Raw genomic sequence first — 16406 nt, 5'->3', positions numbered from 1 at the left:
AAAGGAAGTTGTTTCAATAACACATCTATCACCACATGTGTTATACAACGGGTATTACTATGAATAAAACTAAGATTGGTATTATCGGCTGTGGAAATATCAGTGGAATTTATTTTCAGAATTTAACACAAACATTTGTAAATACAGAAGTTTATGCTTGTGCAGATATAGTAACCGAACGCGCAAAAGAAGCTGCTGATAAGTACGGGATACATAAAGTGTTAACTACAGAGGAACTGCTGCAGGACCCTGCCGTTGAGATTGTGGTAAACCTAACAATCCCAAAAGTTCATTTTGATGTTTGTAAAGCTGCTCTTTTAGCAGGTAAACATGTATACGTTGAAAAACCTCTTTCTCTTACTCTGGAACAGGGCAGAGAACTACTGCAGCTTGCCAAGGAAAGAAATCGAATGGTGGGCTGTGCTCCTGATACCTTTTTAGGCGGCGGATTACAGACTTGCCGCAAGCTTATAGACGATGGTTTTATTGGTACACCGATTGGAGGTACCGCTTTTTTAGTAAACCACGGTCATGAAGGCTGGCATCCGGATCCGGAATTTTATTATCAGGCAGGCGGCGGACCAATGTTTGACATGGGTCCCTATTATCTAACCGCTTTGGTTTCCCTTTTAGGCGAAGCAGATACCGTATGCGGTATGACAAAAGTGTCCTTCCCGGAACGAACAATAACAAGTACAAAAAAATTCGGTCAGGTTATTAAGGTAGAAATTCCTACCCACGTTGCAGGAACCATTCAATTTAAAAATGGTGCCCTTGTCAATATGATTACCAGCTTTGATGTTTGGGGCAGTAATCTGCCCCGAATTGAAATCTATGGTACCTTGGGCACGCTTCTTGTACCCGACCCTAATACCTTTGGCGGACCGGTATTCTTAAAAATGGCTCACGGAACAGAATTTAAGGAAATCCCTCTTACACATATTTATCAAGAAAACAGTCGTGGTATCGGGGTAGCCGATATGGCATATTGTGTCCAAAACGGCGGAGTTAACAGGGCATCCGGAGAATTAGCCAACCACGTATTAGAGCTGATGCACGCCTTTCATATAAGCTCTGATTCACAAACCTACTATAAGCTTGCCTCCACATGCAGCCAGCCAACCCCCCTGCCCTTACATCTTGTAAAAGGTTATGTCAAATAAATACGGTACTTGCCAGCTAACATCAGCAAGGAGAAAAAGTATAAGCAATTATCATAATACCTTCTCTCTCCGGTACGAAGAGGCGTATTCCAAAATTCTCTGACAAAGTTAAGCCGGTATTTTCCTTCTGCTGCCAGTGAACCTGCCGCGTTGGTGGCAATAATGGCAGTAGGATGAAGTGCCGGCTGCTCAAGCGCAGTACCATCCAGCAGATAATTATAATATTGATGCGGTCTGGTTTTCTCTTGGAAAAAACTCTGTAAGTTATCCACAATTTGGCTAAGCCCTTTTTCACTGCCAAACCAGGCTGCATCAAGACCTATATTCATAGCTACCCGGTAAGCATCCGAATAAAATTGACCATCATGAAACAATCTTTTTGGACTACCATCATATTCCGCATATTCCGGTGCCATCCCAGTGACCGGATGGCAGGATTTAGTAAGATATTTTCTACTTTCCTTTGCCGCTTTTTTCCAAAACTCCTTATCCTCTTCGTTCGCTTTCAAGGCAAACAGTTCATAAAAATGAGGCAGATGATAGGAAGGATCTGTATACGGTGTCTCCGGTACAAATTTTATGTAATAATTCTTTGTTTCCCACATGGCACTTCCTTCCGGCACTATCTCTGCCTGATGTAGACAATGATGCAAAATAGTCTTTGCCTGCACACTGTAATCAAATGGCTCTACCCCATCACCCCATCTTCCGGCTGCAAAAAATAAAGCCATGGCAAAATATTCTTCCCCATCCGGTGCAGGACCCTCTGAATTTTTCTTACCCTCAGGTGTTACAGACCATGCAAAATACCCTTTATACCTTCCTTCTCTTTGACACATGAAAGTCTTTGAAAACAACCATAATCTGTCAAATATATCCTTTCTATCCATTTGTACCGCCATCATCATTCCGTAGCTCATCCCTTCTGACCGAGCATCCAGATTACCGGTATCTAACATATACCCCATGTTTTCTCCCAACTCAAAATATATCTTTTCCTTGGGGTCAAAAAACATCGTGTTAAAGGTTTCTTTGATTTTTATCTCCATTTCCACCTGTGTAATACCTATTTCCTCGAATAGACAGGGATAATTCCCTGAAAAAAAAGCACCGGATTCTTTCTTAAACATAATCCATTCATCCTTTCAAATCAATATAATTCTTACTGTAACTATATTTATCACATAAAAGAACTGGATGCATCTTGTAATCAATCATTAACTGCTCAAATATTGCGATTCTCGTCATTTGATACTTGCATTTATTCTCTACTCCAGTAAAATAGTATATACTTTTATCCTACTTTTGTCTTTATGACTATACAATCGATTCTTATCAATCATAATCTGCACTATCTAAAAACCGGTCTGAAGGATACTTTCAGACCGGTAAGTAACACTATTATTCAATTTTTCCTTTCATACAGGCAAACAGTTCTTCATCGGTTAAATGATTTTCATGATTGGTCAGTAATACAACTCTTCTGTCTTCTTCTTTGTATAGAAATTCCCGCTGCCATTGATAGAAATGGGGACCTTCCCCCATATTTCTTATATAACCCATAATATATTTTAGCATATTTGCCGTTTGTTTAAAGTCACACAGACAATCATTGTCATAAAAACCATCCCACTTATCATGTGCTCGCTGTTTCATAGCAGTATCAGCCTCCAGATATTTCAAACTTGCAGAACCTGCATAGTAAAAAGCTTTTTGGTATGCTGTCTGTTTAAATTCTTTGAAACTATTACAAAATAGCAAGGCTCCTTCCAGACAATACACATGCTGTCGAACCTGTAAAAGTATAGAGTCTTCGAATAACTGTCTGCTTGCTTCAGGCAACAGCTCTAAAACCCGCTTACCCTTATGCAAAAGCCCTAAGAACAGTTCATAACCCTTGGTGCAAAGCTTATAATACCAGCTAATTTGTTCTTCCAACGAAATATCTCCCGTTGCCCAATGTAATGCCTTGGCTCCTGTCATGTTACCTTTTAACCAGCTTGATATTAATATTCTGGTAGTATAATTATAAAATTGTTCTCCTGCATGCTCATCTTCATGACTACCAAATGGAATAGTACATTTGGCATATTCATCAAAGCAATCATATACCATTTGAATCAAGGCTTCCTCTTTTAGTGAAAAGTATTGACTGACATAAGCCTTTCCCTGTTTCTCTGTCTCAACCTTACCCATATGCCAAATCGTACGGATTGCATCTAAATAATATACATGGGGCTTTATATTGGAACAGTTTACTATTACAAAGTCATCAGCTCCCTGCTCAAAGGCATATATAAGTTCTCTCCCTATAAAATCCAGAGAATTAGGCTGCATAGTCATGTGATTTGCCGCCTGTAAATCATAAAATGATACATGATAGTATAATCCATGATGTTCCTTTTCACCAGCAAGATTTGTTGGAAGGGCGTAAACCCTGGGGTTTTCATTTCCCTGTCTTCTGGAAACCATTTTGCCGTAACCATTATCCGCCCATATTTTTATTATATCTTCAGGCAGCTTAATATGCCCTTCCCGGTATAACTCCATAATTTCACCATACAGATTGGAACAGCATACCGGATTCTCCACCAGTTCTGCCACCAAGTTATACTGCTCTTTTATAACAGAACTTATGAGTGCACCTCTTGCCTCTGCTGTTTCGTATCTTGGGTCATCATCCCAAAAAGGACGATCGCCCTGTCCACGAAAACCCAAGTTCCAGATTACTTTTTTCTCTTTTTGCTCTTGTATCCCTTCCTTCCATAATTCACGGTATAATTCCGGATATTGATAATAGGATGGAACCTTCTCTGGATATCGTCTAGCAAACATTTCTGCTCCTAAAGGTTCCGCATGGTGATGGGTAACCCACAGACCCATTTGAGCTGCCAGTTCCCGGTTTTTTCTGGAATTGTGGTCTGTTCCCGGTATTACCATGTTTCCTCCACATCGAAGCAGTGCTTCTAATGCCATTTCCCATGGCAGTGTAGAGTCACCTTTTATTGCCCATTTATCAATTAATACTTCATCATTGATAAACCAACCGCGAAAACGCACTTTGGGCTGATTTGAGTAGTATTCTGTAAGTGGTATAAGGACATACTCCTTTTGCTGAAATGTTTGATCATTCCAGAACCAGAATGGCAAAATTCCTAGATATTTTTCGCTTATATATAATAAGGCATAGATAAAACCCAACTCATCTGATGCACCAATACTAAGGGTATCTTTTTTAGGAAAATGTATATGATACCCTTCTTTAATAACCTTTTCCTGCTTTAAATAAATAAAGCAGTCTTCTTCTTTGCTCTCCTGCAAGGTCATGTGTATATCTCTTTGCAATCGTTCAATCCCTTTGTTCACACTACCGTAATTCACTTCTGATATTATTTTAACACCGGTGGTTAACTTATAAAATGTTTCCATATAAACCTCTTTTCTTACCCTTTCACTTATAAACTCCTTTTAAAACTGTAGCATATATTTCGATGCAATACTACCACTATTACTCTGTATTATGATTAAATTCTACTAAAAATAAAATACCAGAAACAGATTCAATTGCACAGAATAGTGTGGAATAATTTTACATTTCGTGTTATAATAAAGTAACCTATATTTTACTTCTTCTCTAAAGCAAAAAGTTTTCACTTTCTTCCTTGCACAGTCCCAATACTCAAACCCAATTTTATATTAATATATATCGCAGTCCGAAATACTGGCACATGAAATAGACAATTGCGAAACGCTATGATTAGAATACAGACGCAAGTACAGTCACCAACATAAAGGTGACTTGCCACTGCATTGAAACCTGTTTTGGCGATTGTGACTGGTTCCATTAATAAGAATGGCTATTTCATAATTCACGAACTTATGAAAGTTAGAAAGGAGGGTAACAACAGCAAGTGTACCATGACATAGGAATTGGGGGTTTACAAATATTTATGTAAAAGTAACAGCGTATTATTGGACTGGTAATACAGGTGCTACTTTACCACAAAATATCTAAAAGAAGGGAAGGTATAAGTAATGAAAAAACGCCATTTTTTATTCTCCATGCTTGTTTTACTCTTGTTTCTTTTACTGCCCATTGGACAAGCAATGGCAGCAACGGATACAACGTACCCGGGCTTTCGGGTTGAAGGACGTTTTTTATATGACAATCAAGGTGAAAAGGTAATCTTATATGGTATGAATAAAATGATTATCTGGACAGATAAGGACGGTATCCCCTCCTATTCCGAAATAGCCAAAACCGGTGCTAACAGCGTCCGCATCGTTTGGTCTTTAGAGGGAAGTGCTGAGGACTTAGATACAGCAATCCGTAACTGCCGTTCAGAAAATATGATTCCTATGATTGAACTTCATGATGCAACCGGGGACTGGTCAAAACTACCCACTCTTGTTGATTACTGGATAAGACCGGATATTGTAGAAGTCATACAAAAGCATCAGGAATACCTCTTGGTAAATATCGGTAATGAAGTTGGTAATCAGGTTTCAGAAACAGATTTTAAAGCAGGTTATAAAACTGCCATTTTAAAAATGCGTGAGGCAGGGATACACGTACCCATAGTCATTGATGCCAGCAGTTATGGACAGGATATTAATATTCTTAAAAGCTGCGGTCCATACCTTATTGAAGCGGATCCGGACAGCAATCTTATGTTCTCGGTTCATATGTGGTGGCCAAAGGCGTGGGGTTATACTGCCCAAAGAGTCATTGATGAACTGGAAGAATCGGTGGCAATCAACCTGCCACTAATCGTAGGTGAGTTCGGTCACATGTGGGACGAGACGGAATCCGGGCAGATACCTTACAAAACCATTCTTGAATATTGCTATAAATACGAGATTGGTTATCTTCCCTGGGAATGGGGTCCCGACAATAATCCTCAGACGTTTCTGGATATGACAACGGACGGAACCTATGAAACATTACATGGTTGGGGATTGGAGGTAGCAGTAACCAGTCCGTATAGTATTAGCAATATTGCAGAGAGACCCGTTTCTATGCTCTCTAATTTACCGGCTATGCTACCGGCAGAGCCCCTGCCTTCCGGCAATCTGGCACTCGGCAGACCTGTCACGGCTTCTTCTTTAGAAAGCAGCCTGTATTCCGGAGCAAACATAACTGACGGAAGTCTGAATTCCAGATGGGCTTCTACTTTAACAGACCCCAACTGGGTTACAATTGATTTAGGCTCAGTAAAGGAAATAAACCGTGTTCTTATCTATTGGGAAGCTGCCTATGCGACACAATACAAAATACAGGTTTCAAATGACGGCATTACATGGTCGGATGTTTATATCCAGTATGGCGGCAAAGGTAAGACCGAAGACATAAGTCTGTCTGCTGCGGGACGTTATGTAAGAATATATGGGATGCACAGATATAACAATAGCTGGCCCTATTCTATCTATGAAGTAGGAATCTATGGCCCAGAATCCGCCTTAAGTGCCTCCGTCAGTCCGGCCATAGCTGTATTTGATAAAAATCCAGAAAAACAGACGGACATCACAGTGACTTTAAGTCCCAACACACACACCTTAAATGGGATAAAGAACAATGGAGTTGCTTTGACTTCAGGTAAGGATTACAGCATTACCGGCACTCTTCTTTCTATCAAAAAAGCCTATTTGGCTGCTATGTCTGTAGGAACACACCGCCTTACTCTCAATTACAGCGGCGGTATCGCTCCTGTAATTGATATTGCAATAGGAGATACTACATCAAGTCCTTACATCAGACCGGGTCGTGTGGAATTTAATAAAACTGCCGGCAGCCAGTCCGATGTAATTGTTACTATGTCCTCGAATTATAACACTTTCTATGGCATAAAAAATGATACGGTCAATTTAGTATCCGGTACAGATTACACCATAGCGGATAATAAGGTTACTATAAAAAAAGAATATATTGCAAAACAGCCCCTAGGCTTACTACGTCTTACTTTTGACTTTAAGAAAAATTTTAATCCTGTTTTAAAGATAAATATAAGTGACACCTCACCTAATTCAAGTATTGCTCCAACTACTGCTGCCTTTGAAAAACGACTTCCGGCTGACATTGCTATACATTTAACCTTTAATGGCAATACACTTAACACCATACTCAATGGCTCTGAACAACTTATCTTAGGAACGGACTATACAGTTAAATATGACGTAGTCACCTTAAAAAAAGAATACCTTTCCGGTCTCTCTGCTGGTATTGTTCCTCTAACCTTTCGTTTCAGTGCCGGTTCTGACTGTATCTTAACACTGCTGTTAACAGATACTGTACCAAACTCTTTTATTACACCAAAGACTGCTGTGTTTGACAGGGAAGCCCCTATTGATATCTCCATTCAGCTATCGCTTAACGGGAATACTCTTACAGGTATTAAAAACGGTTCTGCTGCCTTAGTTTCAGACATTGATTACTCTCTTTCGGGCACTACAGTAACTATCTTCAAAGAGTATCTCTTAACACTGACTCCCGGTACAGTACGGCTTATCTTTGATTTTGATGCAGGAGAAGATGCAACACTTATAATATCTGAAAAAGCAATAGCAGAAGGACTCGTAGTGGAGTTTTTTAACGGGACTAAAACCACTCAGACCAATTCCATAGTACCTAAGTTTAAATTAACGAATACCGGTGCGGAAACAATTGCCCTATCCGAGGTAACCATTCGTTACTACTTTACAAAGGACGGTATACAGCCTCAATCCTTCTGGTGTGACTGGTCTCCTGTAGGAAGTTCCAATGTAACGGGAACATTTGTTACTATGGATAATCCCAAGAATCATACAGATTGCTACCTAGAGATTGGTTTTACTGCTGGTGCGGGAAATCTTGCTGCAAATCAAAGTGTTGAGGTACAGATTCGTTTCGCAAAAGCTGACTGGACAAATTATAACCAAACCAATGATTATTCATTTCATAAAGATGCTGACACCTATGTTACATGGGATAAAATCACCAGTTATATATCCGGAATTCTAAACACCGGTATTGAGCCATAGAAGGTACGTAATTTTAAAACGTATGAATCCGGACAGCCTCTACTCACATCTCTTTACTATTTATACTTTCTTTATCCTTTTTTTATGAAAAACAATAGAACTTTAAGGCTATTCATGGTAATATGTTTTAATAAAGGACTTCAAAATTAAGGAGAAAACACGTATTATGAAGCTAACATTACCTAGATGGCTGATCATTCTGGCTGCTGTACTGCTGACTATCCAACCATCCCTACAGACCTTTGCAAAAACAGAGGAGTTTAAGAGCATGAATCTGGAATTGTCCATTCCAGAAGATACCATCGTGCTCACAAAGGATACACCTGATACGGACGAGCTTTGGAGTATGGCAGGAATCATCGATCCAAAAACCGAAAAGGGTACTTTTGATGATATGGGGGTTAAAGCTATACTTTATGACCCTAATACCAAGACCCTAGTAAGACTGATGCAAAAAACTTCAAAAGACAGCAGGGATATTTTTAACCTCTCTCTTCTTTCTGAAGAGGAGCTAACTTCCTTTTTTGATAAGCTTACAAAGACAGACTCCGAAGATACAAGCACCAAAACCACAATTGAAAAATATGCCCCTTCAGAGGCAGAAATGCCATTTTTCCGTTTCACTATTGAACTGACTCAGGACAATATCCCCATAACGGAAATCATTTATGGCACTATTATTAATGGTTATATGACTGCTTTTGATATTTATGAAGAAAACAGCACCGAACCTGTTGATGAGACTTATGTAAAAAACCTTGTTTCTGGAGCTCATTTTACTAAGATTATGGACAAGGAAGAAGCTAAGAAATTAGAAAACCAATATATGATACGTTCTGTAATTATGCTGGTTGTTTTTTTTGCTGCTATTGTAGTTTGTATTCTTTTACTTAAAAGGAACAACAAAAGGAAATTGGTGCTTAAAAAAACCAAAGGCGAAGAACTAACTAAGTTCTATGCAGAACAAAAACGAAAAGAAGAACAAAATATCAAAGATACGGTCGTATTTATTAACCGGACGCTTTATGACCAGACTATTATAAAAAGTTATTTTATTTACAATGAAATCTATAAAAAAATAAAATACTGGATAATAACAGCTATTATTCTGGCAGGCTTTATATTCTTGAACTTCTCCGGTTATTCCTTAGTGTTATGTGTAATTGTCATATCTATTCTTTTATTTATACTAATATATCTGAATGGTATCCGCATTGAAAAACTAGTCACTCAGACTCTAAAGTCCTTTGATACCAAAAAAGGTACCCATGCAATCTTTACCTTTTATGATAACTATTTAACCTTATCGGGAATACAGTATATCTCTCAATATCCGTATACACAGATTACGGAACTTAAGGAATATAAGGATTATATTTTTATTTACTTCGGCCCGGATAAAGCAGTTTATTTAAGTAAAGATGGATTTGAAAATCCTGATGAATTTATGAAATTTATAAAAGGAAATATAAAATAACCAGCCGCGTTTTGTATAGGCACAAATAAAACACCTGTTATCAACATGAATCAGATTATGGTGATTTCATGTAGTTAACAGGTGTTTTTTTCATTTATATGATTTATTATTCGTTCACATATTATAATTTTTTAATTTTTCTTACATCCAGCATCCCAAAACCTGCCCCGCATATACCACCTAAGATATGTACTGCGTGAGCTATACCGTCTGAGCGACCGATACCGTTTACAATCTCACCACCTAAGTAGATGATAACTACCAGTAAAAGGGTAAGGGGGATTTTCCCTTCTTCCATTCCCGCCGCAGAGGATAGTACTATCATCATAAAAACAATTCCGCTGGCACCTAATAAAATGTGGTTAGGATATAATAGAATATAAACCATTCCCGAAACCAGCGATGTTATAAGTATCATCTTTAAAAAAGTTTTAGAACCGTATTTTTCTTCCAGCATAGGGCCTAGTACTAAAAATAAAACCATATTACCGGAAAAATGACCCCAGTCTGCATGACCAAGCATATGACCGAATAATCTGATATAACTGAACGGGCTCATTAATGAGGAACGGTATATACTAAAGAATAGCCTAGTTGTGAAACCGTTTGTTAGCATGCCAAGGATTAAGGATGCAAAAGATATCAGTGCAAAAGTAAGCGTCACCGGAGAATTATATTGAAGCTTTTCCAACCGTTTTTTCATATGTTTCCTTCCAACTTTCGTGTGTTATCTTCCATTATATCAGGAGCAGGCTTACCAAGCAACCTTTAACATTATAAAACGCAAAAACATGAATGAATCTATTTAACAAAATTAGAGATATGCCGCCTAATCTTTGCTACAAAAAAAGTTCTACAGGGAATCTTTTAATTGTAATCAAAATCAGACAACCTATCTCCGGTTTATCTCCTAGTTTCCTGGGGCTTTTTATTTAATGACATCTGTTACTTTGTAACCATTGTTCTGCAAATGATTATGAATCTCAGCAGAGGAAGTTTCCTCACTCATGTTTATATCAACATAATTTTGTCCGGCACTTAAATCTACCCTCTTAACACCAATTACATTCTCTAACTGACTCCTCACTTTATCCTGCGTTTCCTTCTCTTCCAAATTTTCAATAATCATCCTTATACGTTCCATTAATTTTTCCTTCCTGCTTATCATACTTTTCAAATAGTATTTTATTAAGCAGTACGTTTTATTCATGACAGATACTGAAATAAAGCTATGGTATTGTTTTATAACCTGTGGCTATTTTCTGCAATGAAATATTAAACCTCCGGTTTATAGGTTTCTTTTTGTATAAAGCTTTCCATGTATGCCAGATATTCTTCCATGGTAAATACCGGCTTATAATCAGCTTTTACTTTTTTTGCTTCTGCTGCTTTGTTTTTAAGAAGGTTATATGCACTAAGAGCAAAAATTTTAGCAGTTGTCACATATGCTAATTCTTCATCGAGTATATCAAAGTCCACAGAATGGAGACGATCTTTCATACCTCCGGTACGGAACGATAAAACCGGTTGTAAATGCTCTAAATCCCCTAAATCTGTCGAACCGCCGCTATGGTTTTTCGTATCGGCTGCCTTCACCGGATACTTGTCTCCGGCTGCCAACTTAGCTGCCTCTAATACCTGTGGGTTCGCTTCTTCTGCAATCGTAGGTAGATATCCCGGCATGGTTTCAATTTCAACCTCTGCACCAAGTGCCAAAGCACCTGCTAAAAAGGCACGATCTGTCTTCACAGAGGCATCCGTAATTGCCTCTACATTGGAGGCACGGACTAAGGTTTCTATTACCACTTCATCAGGAACTACATTTACCAGGTCGCCGCCTTTTGTAATTATTGGATGGATTCTGACACAATCTTTATCCTGAAAGGTTTCCCTGTGGAAGGCAAGAGCAGATAATCCTATTGATGCTGCATTTAAGGCATTGATTCCAAGATGTGGTGATCCCGCTGCATGTGCCGCCTTTCCATTATAACGGATTACCTTTGACACAAAACCGTTACCTGTCCCGCCGCCGACGGATATAGGATCAAGTCCCGTGTGATGTGCAATGCTTACATCAATATCATCAAAAGCACCCATGCGGATTAATTCACTCTTTCCTCCGCCATATCTGATTTTACCCTCTTCCTTCAGACGGTTTTTAAATTCAATCTCACCATATTCCTCAGAAGGTACAGCATAAAAAACCACCTGGCCGTCAAGGGAAGCAGCTACTTCTGCATCGGTAAGGGCAATGGCTGCACCTATTACTCCTGCTAGCTGGCAATGATGACCGCAGCAATGGGCTGCATTCGTTTCTGGATTGGCATGGCAGTGGTTTGGAATTCTTAAAGCGTCCAGTTCTCCGATTAAAGCCAGGCTTATGTTTTTTTTCTTCTCTTCATTTAGGTATCCTTTTACTCCGGTGATGGCAAGACCTTCCTGCACCCTTACCTTTAGCTTCCTTAAAAATGCTGCAAATTTTTCAGCCGTCTTAAACTCTTTATATCCAAGTTCTCCATGGTTATAGATATCTCTTGCAAAATCAATTATTTCTTCCCGGTTCTCATCTATAATATCAATCATTTTTTGTTGTATCTTATCTATGTTCTCACTCATACTGCTTATTCTCCCTTCTGTCAACTTATACTTAGAATTAGGGTGTCAAAAGCCCTCTTAGAAAAAATATAGCAGCAATTTGCACAAAGCAAAAGAACGAATGTGCCTATGAAATTGAAACATAAGTATTTTGACTTTGTGCAAATTGCTGGTTCTATATAATAATCAGGGCTTTTGACACCCTAATCACACTTAATCAATTGCGAAACAGCCTAAATCTATACTATGTTCTATAAATAATCAGCTCCGGTTCTTTTTTCTACCAGATGACAATTAACCACATGCCCCGGTTCTGCTTCAATTGCCTGAGGCACCTCCTGTTTACAGCGTTTTGTTGCGTACTGACATCTGGTATGAAATTTACATCCCTTTGGGGGATTCGCTGCTGTTGGTACTTCACCTGTCAGAATAATCCGATCTTTATTATCCTTAGGAGATGTCTTTGGTATTGCTGATAAAAGTGCCTGGGTATAAGGGTGAAGTGGCTGTGAAAACAACTGCTCGCTGGTTCCGATTTCTACCACAGAGCCTAGGTACATAACACATATTCTATCACAAAAATACCGGACAACACTTAAATCATGAGAAATGAATAAAGTAGTCAGACTGAATTTTTCTATCATTTCCTGAAAGAGCGTTAGTATCTGTGATTGAATACTAACATCTAATGCAGCAATTAATTCATCTCCGACAATTAGTTTGGGGTTTAAAGCCAAGGCTCTTGCAATTCCGATTCGCTGGCGTTGCCCGCCGCTGAATTCGTGAGGATACTTGTGAACCGCCGAAGCGGAAAGACCGCAGATTTCCAGTAACTCTTTCGCCTTATCAAGGGCTTCTTTTTTCTGATACAATTTATGTTTTAAAACGCCCTCCGTCAGTATGGTACCAATGTTCATTCTAGGATCCAGAGAAGCATAAGGGTCTTGAAATACAATCTGCATATCCTTGCGCATCTGCCGCATACGATTTGCAGTAATCTTTTGCTTCTTTTCTACATCGTAGAGCACTTCCCCTTCAAAAGTAACCTTCCCCCCCGTAGGCTCTAACAGGTTTAGTATCGTTCTTCCGGCAGTCGATTTACCACATCCTGATTCTCCTACAAGGCCTAATATCTCACCCTTTCGGATATGAAAGGAGATATCATCAACCGCCTTTATATCACCGGTTTTTTTAGCTAGTATCCCTTTGTAGATAGGAAAATACTTCTTTAAGCCTGCCACTTCTAAAAGTGGCTTTTCTTCTGCCTGCTTATATTCCATATCCAAGGTCTCCTTTCTGCACAGGAAAACATCTTACAAAATGTCTGTGAGATACTTCCTTAAGCTCCGGTACTTTCGCCCTGCACTCATCACAGACACTATTACATCTGGGATGGAATGCACAGCCTATGGGCATATCTGTAAGTCCCGGTACTTTACCGGGGATACAATGAAGTTTTTCCCCTTTATGAAATAAAACTGCCCGTGAGGAGAGCAGTCCTCTGGTATAAGGATGAAGGGGATTATCAAATAGTTCCTGTACTGGTGCCTGCTCAACAACCTTTCCTGCATACATAACAAGTACTTCATCTGCCATCTCCGCTATGACACCTAAATCATGGGTAATAAATAATACTCCCATATTAAACTGATTCTTAAGCCCCGTTATTAATTCTAATACCTGTGCCTGTATAGTAACATCCAAGGCTGTAGTCGGCTCATCTGCTATCAGTAATTCCGGGTTACATAATAAGGACATGGCTATCATAACACGTTGCCGCATACCGCCGCTTAACTGGTGGGGATATTCCTCTAACACCTTTTCAGGTCTTGGAATTCCTACCTGCTGTAACATCTCTAAGGAAATCTGCTTTGCTTCTTTTTTATTTTTAATACCTTTATGAAGCGCAAGAACTTCCTTTAACTGAAAACCAATGGTAAAAATGGGGTTTAATGCCGTCATCGGTTCCTGGAATATCATTGATATCCGGTTCCCTCTAATTTTCTGCATCTGCTTATCATTATATTGAAGCAGGTTATCTCCCTGATAATTTATATTACCACTGATTTCTGTTCGTTTTCTATCTAAAAGTCCCATAATAGAAAGGGAGGTAACTGACTTACCGCAGCCGGATTCCCCTACTATTCCTAAAACCTTACCTCTTTCTATGGAAAAATCCACACCATTTATGGCAGTAACTGTTTTCCCGGAGGATTTAAATTTTGTGACTAAATTCTCAACTTTAAGTATTGTATCACTCAATATTCTGCCTCCTTAGTTCATCTTTGCATCAAACGCATCCCTTAATCCATCTCCGAAGAAATTAATGGATAATATGGTGATAAAAACTGCCGTTCCGGCCGGTATCCATAACCACCAGTACAGGCTTAATGTCCTAAGGCTTTGTGCCGCAGCAAGCATATTACCCCAACTTGCTTGTGGGGGTGTAACACCAAGTCCAAGATAACTAAGACCCGCTTCTGATAAAATTCCTTTTGCAATACCAAGTGTAGAATATACAATAACAAGTGCAAAGGTATTAGGAAGAATATGCTTTAATATAATTTCAAAATCATTCATCCCCAAGGCTTTTGCTGCTTCAATATATTCTCTCTGTCTAAGAGAAAGAACTTCTGCTCTCACAATACGGCAAATATTCGTCCAATTAAGAAATCCGGATATGAGCATGATATTCCAGATACCAGAACCCCAGATAGCCGCAACCGTTATGGCTATTACATAAAAGGGAAAACACATAAAGATATCCGTAATTCTCATAATAATACCATCAACGGCCTTACCAAAATATCCGGCGGCCGCACCTAAAAAAACTCCGAATAAGGCGGATATTCCAGTTGATATCAACCCAACGCTTAAAGATACCCTTCCCCCATATAAAAGCCTCGTAAATACATCCCTTCCCAGTTCGTCCGTACCTAACCAATGCTCCTTTGAAGGTGGCTGGTACGTATTTAATAAATCCTGGACGGCCGGGTCATACTTAGCAATAAAGGGAGCAAAAATTGCTGCCAGGGTAAAGATAATTATTACAGTTAAACCGAATACAGCCAATTTATCTTTTTTAAGGCGCTTCATACCAACCTTAAAAAGGGAGGTACCATTTTCTTGTTGTTTCTTTTCTGCCATGCTTTAATACCTCTTATGTTTTAGTTATAGCGGATTCTCGGATCAATAATTCCGTAGAGTATATCCGCCAACAGATTCGCCAATAGAGTACATATGGATAAAAATAAAGTTCCCGATACAATTAATGGATAGTCTCTGTTGCTGACTGCCTGATAGAGTAAATTTCCCATACCCGGCCATACAAAGACTGTTTCAATCAATACAGTACCAGACAAGAGATTTCCTAAAGACATTGCGATTAAAGTAGTAATCGGTATTAAAGTATTTCGAAAGGCATGGAGATTGATAACCACCCTGCCTGCCAGACCTTTTGCTCTTGCCGTCCTAATATAATCCTGCCCTAATACTTCTAACATGGCAGAGCGGGTATAACGAACCATGGAAGCCGTCTGGGTACAAGTGATAACCAAAAACGGGAGAAACATATGCTTAAAAATATCTACTGCCCTTTTCCATCCGGTGTAATTAGCACCGGTAGTCTCAATTCCAGACACCGGCAGGACATTCAAATCAATTGATAATATCTTAATCAGTCCCAGAGCCAGAAAGAAAGTTGGAAGGGATATACCAATTAAGGATAACACAGATATTATATAATCTGTGACTGTCTTTTTCTTAACCGCAGCTATAATCCCTAAGAATATGGATAATATAGAACTGACCACCAATGAGGTTATGGATAAAAGTGCGGTGTTGCCGATACGCCTGCCGATTACTGTTGCAACCGGCTCGGCGTAACGGATGGAATAGCCTAAATTACCTTGAAAGACATTTCCAACCCACTTAATATATTTTATAGGTAAAGAATCGTAATACCCTATCTTTTGAAGTTGTATTTCCTTTTCCTCTATAGGCAGACCGGACTCTACCATATAGGCATATGGATCTCCCGGAGCAGAATGAATTAAAGCAAATATGATGATTGATATTCCAATAAATACGGGAATCAATACAAGCAGTCGTTTAATAATATATTGTTTCATGCAGAGGAGTCCTGCCTTTCTGTT

General features: G+C 39.0%; 12 protein-coding genes. 3 read left to right on the top strand and 9 right to left on the bottom strand.

Going from position 1 to position 16406, the window contains the following annotated elements; translation table 11 throughout:
* The first annotated feature begins 59 nt into the window (after positions 1–59).
* The gene (locus acsn021_RS09315; RefSeq protein ID WP_184091148.1) at positions 60–1163 is read left to right on the top strand and encodes a Gfo/Idh/MocA family protein; all 1104 of its coding nucleotides are present in this window, start codon (positions 60–62) and stop codon (positions 1161–1163) included.
* Here acsn021_RS09315 and acsn021_RS09310 read toward each other — a convergent pair.
* Positions 1151–2293 carry a glycosyl hydrolase family 8 gene (locus acsn021_RS09310; protein WP_184091150.1) on the bottom strand — a complete coding sequence of 381 codons (1143 nt, stop codon included), beginning with the start codon at positions 2291–2293 and terminating at the stop codon, positions 1151–1153. The two genes, acsn021_RS09315 and acsn021_RS09310, sit on opposite strands and share 13 nt — an antisense overlap.
* A 271-nt stretch (positions 2294–2564) precedes the next feature.
* Positions 2565–4592: a glycosyl hydrolase 115 family protein gene (locus acsn021_RS09305; RefSeq protein WP_184091152.1), complete on the bottom strand. Its 2028-nt coding sequence runs from the start codon at positions 4590–4592 to the stop codon at positions 2565–2567.
* A 606-nt stretch (positions 4593–5198) separates the two neighbouring features.
* Between acsn021_RS09305 and acsn021_RS09300 the strand changes: the two genes are divergently transcribed.
* Positions 5199–8180, top strand: a complete 2982-nt coding sequence (locus acsn021_RS09300) for a X2-like carbohydrate binding domain-containing protein (RefSeq protein ID WP_184091154.1) — start codon at positions 5199–5201, stop codon at positions 8178–8180.
* 166 nt (positions 8181–8346) lie between these two features.
* A complete protein-coding gene (locus tag acsn021_RS09295; protein ID WP_184091156.1) occupies positions 8347–9657 on the top strand; it encodes a YcxB family protein in 1311 nt (436 codons plus the stop codon).
* A gap of 121 nt (positions 9658–9778) precedes the next feature.
* Here acsn021_RS09295 and acsn021_RS09290 read toward each other — a convergent pair whose 3' ends face one another.
* From acsn021_RS09290 to acsn021_RS09260, 7 genes are all read right to left on the bottom strand, one after another.
* Entirely contained in the window at positions 9779–10360 is a 582-nt protein-coding gene (locus acsn021_RS09290) for a rhomboid family intramembrane serine protease (protein WP_184091159.1), read from the bottom strand.
* Between the two features lie 225 nt (positions 10361–10585).
* A complete protein-coding gene (locus tag acsn021_RS09285; protein ID WP_184091161.1) occupies positions 10586–10801 on the bottom strand; it encodes a hypothetical protein in 216 nt (71 codons plus the stop codon).
* Positions 10802–10932: 131 nt separating this feature from the next.
* A complete protein-coding gene (locus acsn021_RS09280; protein ID WP_207725104.1) occupies positions 10933–12273 on the bottom strand; it encodes an amidohydrolase in 1341 nt (446 codons plus the stop codon).
* Between the two features lie 230 nt (positions 12274–12503).
* Positions 12504–13532 (bottom strand): ABC transporter ATP-binding protein, encoded by a 1029-nt coding sequence (locus tag acsn021_RS09275; protein WP_184091163.1) that lies wholly within the window; start codon positions 13530–13532, stop codon positions 12504–12506.
* The gene (locus acsn021_RS09270) at positions 13522–14514 is read right to left on the bottom strand and encodes an ABC transporter ATP-binding protein (protein ID WP_184091165.1); all 993 of its coding nucleotides are present in this window, start codon (positions 14512–14514) and stop codon (positions 13522–13524) included. Before acsn021_RS09270 ends, acsn021_RS09275 begins: the two co-directional genes overlap by 11 nt.
* 12 nt (positions 14515–14526) lie before the next feature.
* Complete coding sequence (opp4C, locus tag acsn021_RS09265) at positions 14527–15399, bottom strand: oligopeptide ABC transporter permease (RefSeq protein ID WP_184091166.1); 873 nt, start codon at positions 15397–15399, stop codon at positions 14527–14529.
* A gap of 20 nt (positions 15400–15419) precedes the next feature.
* Complete coding sequence (locus acsn021_RS09260; RefSeq protein WP_184091167.1) at positions 15420–16382, bottom strand: ABC transporter permease; 963 nt, start codon at positions 16380–16382, stop codon at positions 15420–15422.
* Between the last annotated feature and the right edge of the window lie 24 nt (positions 16383–16406).

The sequence above is a fragment of the Anaerocolumna cellulosilytica genome, from assembly GCF_014218335.1.
Classification (GTDB): Bacteria; Bacillota; Clostridia; order Lachnospirales; family Lachnospiraceae; genus Anaerocolumna; species Anaerocolumna cellulosilytica.
The sequence above is the reverse complement of the archived record's forward strand: the minus strand, read 5'-3'. Positions and strand labels throughout refer to the sequence as shown.

What these genes read in the sequence shown, in the direction of transcription:
- acsn021_RS09315 (WP_184091148.1), top strand. Translation starts at nt 60, where the DNA reads ATGAATAAAACTAAGATTGGTATTATCGGCTGTGGAAATATCAGTGGA.
- acsn021_RS09310 (WP_184091150.1), bottom strand. Translation starts at nt 2,293, where the DNA reads ATGTTTAAGAAAGAATCCGGTGCTTTTTTTTCAGGGAATTATCCCTGT.
- acsn021_RS09305 (WP_184091152.1), bottom strand. Translation starts at nt 4,592, where the DNA reads ATGGAAACATTTTATAAGTTAACCACCGGTGTTAAAATAATATCAGAA.
- acsn021_RS09300 (WP_184091154.1), top strand. Translation starts at nt 5,199, where the DNA reads ATGAAAAAACGCCATTTTTTATTCTCCATGCTTGTTTTACTCTTGTTT.
- acsn021_RS09295 (WP_184091156.1), top strand. Translation starts at nt 8,347, where the DNA reads ATGAAGCTAACATTACCTAGATGGCTGATCATTCTGGCTGCTGTACTG.
- acsn021_RS09290 (WP_184091159.1), bottom strand. Translation starts at nt 10,360, where the DNA reads ATGAAAAAACGGTTGGAAAAGCTTCAATATAATTCTCCGGTGACGCTT.
- acsn021_RS09285 (WP_184091161.1), bottom strand. Translation starts at nt 10,801, where the DNA reads ATGGAACGTATAAGGATGATTATTGAAAATTTGGAAGAGAAGGAAACG.
- acsn021_RS09280 (WP_207725104.1), bottom strand. Translation starts at nt 12,273, where the DNA reads ATGAGTGAGAACATAGATAAGATACAACAAAAAATGATTGATATTATA.
- acsn021_RS09275 (WP_184091163.1), bottom strand. Translation starts at nt 13,532, where the DNA reads ATGGAATATAAGCAGGCAGAAGAAAAGCCACTTTTAGAAGTGGCAGGC.
- opp4C (WP_184091166.1), bottom strand. Translation starts at nt 15,399, where the DNA reads ATGGCAGAAAAGAAACAACAAGAAAATGGTACCTCCCTTTTTAAGGTT.
- acsn021_RS09260 (WP_184091167.1), bottom strand. Translation starts at nt 16,382, where the DNA reads ATGAAACAATATATTATTAAACGACTGCTTGTATTGATTCCCGTATTT.